Consider the following 390-nt stretch of genomic DNA (forward strand, 5'->3'; position numbering starts at 1 on the left):
TTCAAATCTGCCGGAGGTGTCATGATCGAACTACAGAATGTCTCAGTCAGTTATGGTGATGCGATTGCACTGTATCCCACCACTCTCAAACTCCATCAGGGACAGTTCACCGTATTGCTCGGATCTTCCGGCGCTGGAAAATCCACGCTACTTCGCTGTATTAATTCGCTGCATGCGTCGCAGCGCGGCACCACCATTGTCGCCGGCTTAGGAAATTTGGCGAACTCGCGTGCATTGCGCATGCATCGCCGACAGACTGGCATGGTGTTTCAACAGCATCAATTGATTGGCCGACTGACGGCTTTGCAAAACGTTTCGATGGGCCGAATGGGCTACCACACGGCATTACGCAGTCTATTCCCCCTCCCGGCGAAGGATCAATCCATATGC

The 390-nt window shown here is 52.8% G+C and carries 1 protein-coding gene; it reads left to right on the forward strand.

All coding sequences use genetic code 11. From position 1 onward, the window contains the following. Positions 1-21 precede the first annotated feature (21 nt). Positions 22-390, forward strand: a 369-nt coding sequence (locus tag ABG80_RS21525; protein ID WP_152987628.1) for an ATP-binding cassette domain-containing protein, incomplete at its 3' end; no start/stop codon positions are given.

The organism is Aquabacterium parvum, assembly GCF_001447195.1.
Classification (GTDB): Bacteria; Pseudomonadota; Gammaproteobacteria; order Burkholderiales; family Burkholderiaceae_C; genus Aquabacterium; species Aquabacterium parvum.